The 2,916-nt window shown below is 66.5% G+C and carries 2 protein-coding genes and 2 pseudogenes; all 4 read right to left on the minus strand.

All coding sequences use genetic code 11. The annotated features are described in order from the left end of the window. Positions 1-4 precede the first annotated feature (4 nt). On the minus strand, positions 5-355 hold the full coding sequence (locus ACPYO4_RS16290) for an antirestriction protein ArdA (protein ID WP_242134972.1): 351 nt from the start codon (positions 353-355) through the stop codon (positions 5-7). Further along, positions 352-1,027: pseudogene (locus ACPYO4_RS16295) on the minus strand (ISL3 family transposase); the annotation flags it as partial. The pseudogene ACPYO4_RS16295 and the gene ACPYO4_RS16290, both read right to left, overlap by 4 nt. A gap of 8 nt (positions 1,028-1,035) precedes the next feature. Beyond that, positions 1,036-1,883: pseudogene (locus ACPYO4_RS16300) on the minus strand (IS30 family transposase); the annotation flags it as partial. A gap of 34 nt (positions 1,884-1,917) precedes the next feature. Beyond that, a partial coding sequence (locus ACPYO4_RS16305; protein ID WP_425709122.1) for an IS256 family transposase occupies positions 1,918-2,916 on the minus strand: 999 nt, incomplete at its 5' end.

Below are 2,916 nucleotides of genomic sequence, written 5' to 3' on the forward strand. Positions count from 1 at the left end.
CCCTTCACAGGTTCCTGAAGACGTACACGGAGATCGCGTCGGCTCGGACAACCGTGTAGTCGTGTTCGAGGTCGCGGGTCCAGGCAACCCAGTTGAAGTAGCGCACAAGCTCTTCCGGCGCGTCCTGCGGGATGAGGCCGATCTCCTCGGCGAGAGTCTCGGCGTAGTCGCGGAAACTGCCCCATGTTCCGCAGAAGCGCTCTTCGAAGTCGGAAACAGACGGCAGGTCTCCAGTGCCTTCTGCGACGTAGCTGCCGGAGGCCGTCCAAGCGCACAGAGCATCGCGCTGGTGCTCAGGGACCGCGAGGAGGACGCGAGCCCACTCTGCGGCCTCCGACGGACTTATCTGGCTCATCGCATTTGAGGGTGTAGCAAGGGTCTGAAGCCGCCTGATTCGAGGAGGCTGCAGGCGATGTAGTTGGTGAGGTTGCGGAAGCCGAGGGCGGAGCCGCGCAGGTGTTCGAGCCGGCCGTTGGTCGCCTCCGTCGGACCGTTGCTGGTGCCGGGGCGGTCGAAGAACGCCAGCACGTCGGCGGCGCGTTTGGTTGGTCAGCGTTCGGCCGAGCTTGGCCAGGTCGGGCAAGGCTTCAGGCACCTTTTTGCTCAGCGCGGTGATGAGCTTGTCCATCATTGCTTTGGCCTTCACCCGGTCGGGTTCTCGGTAGGCGGTGACCATGGCCTGGTAGATCTCCCAGGTCGCTTCGACCGCGGCGTGCTTCTCGTGGGCGAAGAGGACGCTGAGGCGTTCTTTTTGGCGGTCGGTCAGCAGGCTCATCCCGGTGTGGAGGGTGCGGCGCGCCTTGTAGAGCGGGCCGTCCTTGCGGTCTCTGCGCTGGTGGAGCTGTTGCTGGACGCGTCGTCGGCAGTCGTCCAGAGCGTCTCCGGCCAGGCGAACGACGTGGAAGGGATCCATCAGCGCTACCGCGCCCGGTAGGGCCTCGCTGGCGGCGGTCTTGAACCCGGAGAATCCGTCCATCGCTACCACCTCGATGCGGTCCTTCCGTTGCTTGGGGTGGGCCTCCAGCCAGGGTGGTGTCAAAGCGTGGAAGCAACATGGGGTTCGCCGGCCAGTAGTCGGGCGAAGGATTCTGTCGGTGTCAGGAAGCCCAGTCGGCGGCGGGCCGGTTGTTGATCTCCTCCGCGATGGTGGCGAGGTAGGGCTGGTGGTCGGGGATCGCCGTGCCCTTGGGGAGGTACTCGCGGTAGAGCCGGTTCGTGTTCTCGTTCGATGGCCGCTGCCACGGCGAGTGGGGGTCGGCGAAGTAGACCGGCATGTCTGTGGCCGGGGAGACCTTTGCGTGGTGCGCCATCTCGCTGCCCTGGTCCCTTACCAGCGAGGTCTGCATCATCCGGGGCAGCTCGGTGAAGTACTCGATCACCGCGTCCGCGGGGCCCTCGGCGTGTTTCGAGGGCAGGGCGAGCGGGCCGGTGAACCCGCTCATCCGCTCCACCAGCGTCGCCGCGCACGAGGACCCGTTCTTCCCGATGATCAGGTCGCCCTCCCAGTGCCCGGGTACCCGCCGCTTCGCCGCGTCCTCGCCACGCTCCGCGATCGGGACCATCCCCACGATCGGCCCGCCTCGGGAGCAGCCGTGCGTGCGGGGCCGGCGCTTGGTCCGTTTGGACTGCAAGAAGATCCCACGCTTGGCGAGTTCTCCGCGGGGGATCGCGTAGATGTACTGGTAGATCGCTTCTCCGCTGACGGTGCGGCCCTGAGCGTCGGGAGAGTTCGCCATGCGTTCAACGGTCGGGTCTGCGGCCTCCAGACGCAAGCGACCCGCGATCTCGTTCGGCGTCCATGACGCTGCGAGGTCGGCGTTGACGCGGGCCTCGAGTACCGGGTCCTTTGCCACTTTCCGGACCTGTGGGCGAGAGCGCTGGCGGAGCCTGTCAAGTTGTCTGTGTAAGGGGGCCGGGTCAGAGGTGGGGGTTGATTCGGTCGGGGTAGACCAGTGAGAGCTGTTGGAGGGCCGTCTTCCAGTTCGTGGTGACAGCGCCCTCGACGAGCCGGCCCGAGGCTCGTCGCTCGGCGGCGGGTCGTCCTCGTTCCTTGGCTCGCTCGCGCGCTCTTTTGTCCTCGATGTTGCAGATCGCCAGCCACAGCAGCTTCACTGCCGCGGCGTCGTTGGGGAAATGGCCCCGGTTCTTGGTGACCTTGCGGAGCTGGTAGTTCAGCGACTCGATCGCGTTGGTCGTGTAGATGACCCGCCTGAGTTCGGGCGGGAACGCCAGGAACGGGGTGAACCGCTCCCACGCGGCGCGGAACGTCTTGACCGCCGAGGGGTAGCGACGGCCGAGCTCGCTGGCCTCGAAGGCCTCCAGCACCTCCAGGGCGGCCTCAGCGCTGGGCGCCTGGTATATCGGCCGCAGCGCGGCCGTCAGAGCCTTACGGTCCTTGTAGTTCACGAACCTCGTCGCGGCCCGGATCAGGTGGACCACGCAGGTCTGCACGGTCGCCTGGGGCCAGGTCGCTTCGACGGCCTCGGGGAACCCCGTGAGCCCGTCGCAGCACACGATCAGCACGTCACGCACGCCCCTGTTGGCCAGCTCGGCGCAGACGCCGGCCCAGAACTTCGCTCCCTCGCTGGCCTGGACCCAGATACCCAGGACGTGCTTGATCCCGTCCATATCGACGCCGATGGCGAGATGGGCGGACCTGTTGCGCACGTGTCCGCCATCGCGGATCTTGACCACGATCGCGTCGAGGTAGATCACCGGATACAGCGCCTCCAACGGGCGGTGCTGCCAGGCCAGGACCTCCTCGCTGATCTGGTCCACGACCTTGGAGATCGTCTCGTAACTGATCTCGGTGCCGATCGTGGTCGCGAGGTGGTGCTCGACGTCCCGCAACGTCATCCCGCCTGCGTAGAGGCTGATGATCATGCCGTCCAGGCCATCGAGACGGCGCTGCCCCTT

Source organism: Georgenia sp. Z1491 (assembly GCF_049856175.1).
Classification (GTDB): domain Bacteria; phylum Actinomycetota; class Actinomycetes; order Actinomycetales; family Actinomycetaceae; genus JB111.

What these genes read in the sequence shown, in the direction of transcription:
- ACPYO4_RS16290 (WP_242134972.1), bottom strand. Translation starts at nt 355, where the DNA reads ATGAGCCAGATAAGTCCGTCGGAGGCCGCAGAGTGGGCTCGCGTCCTC.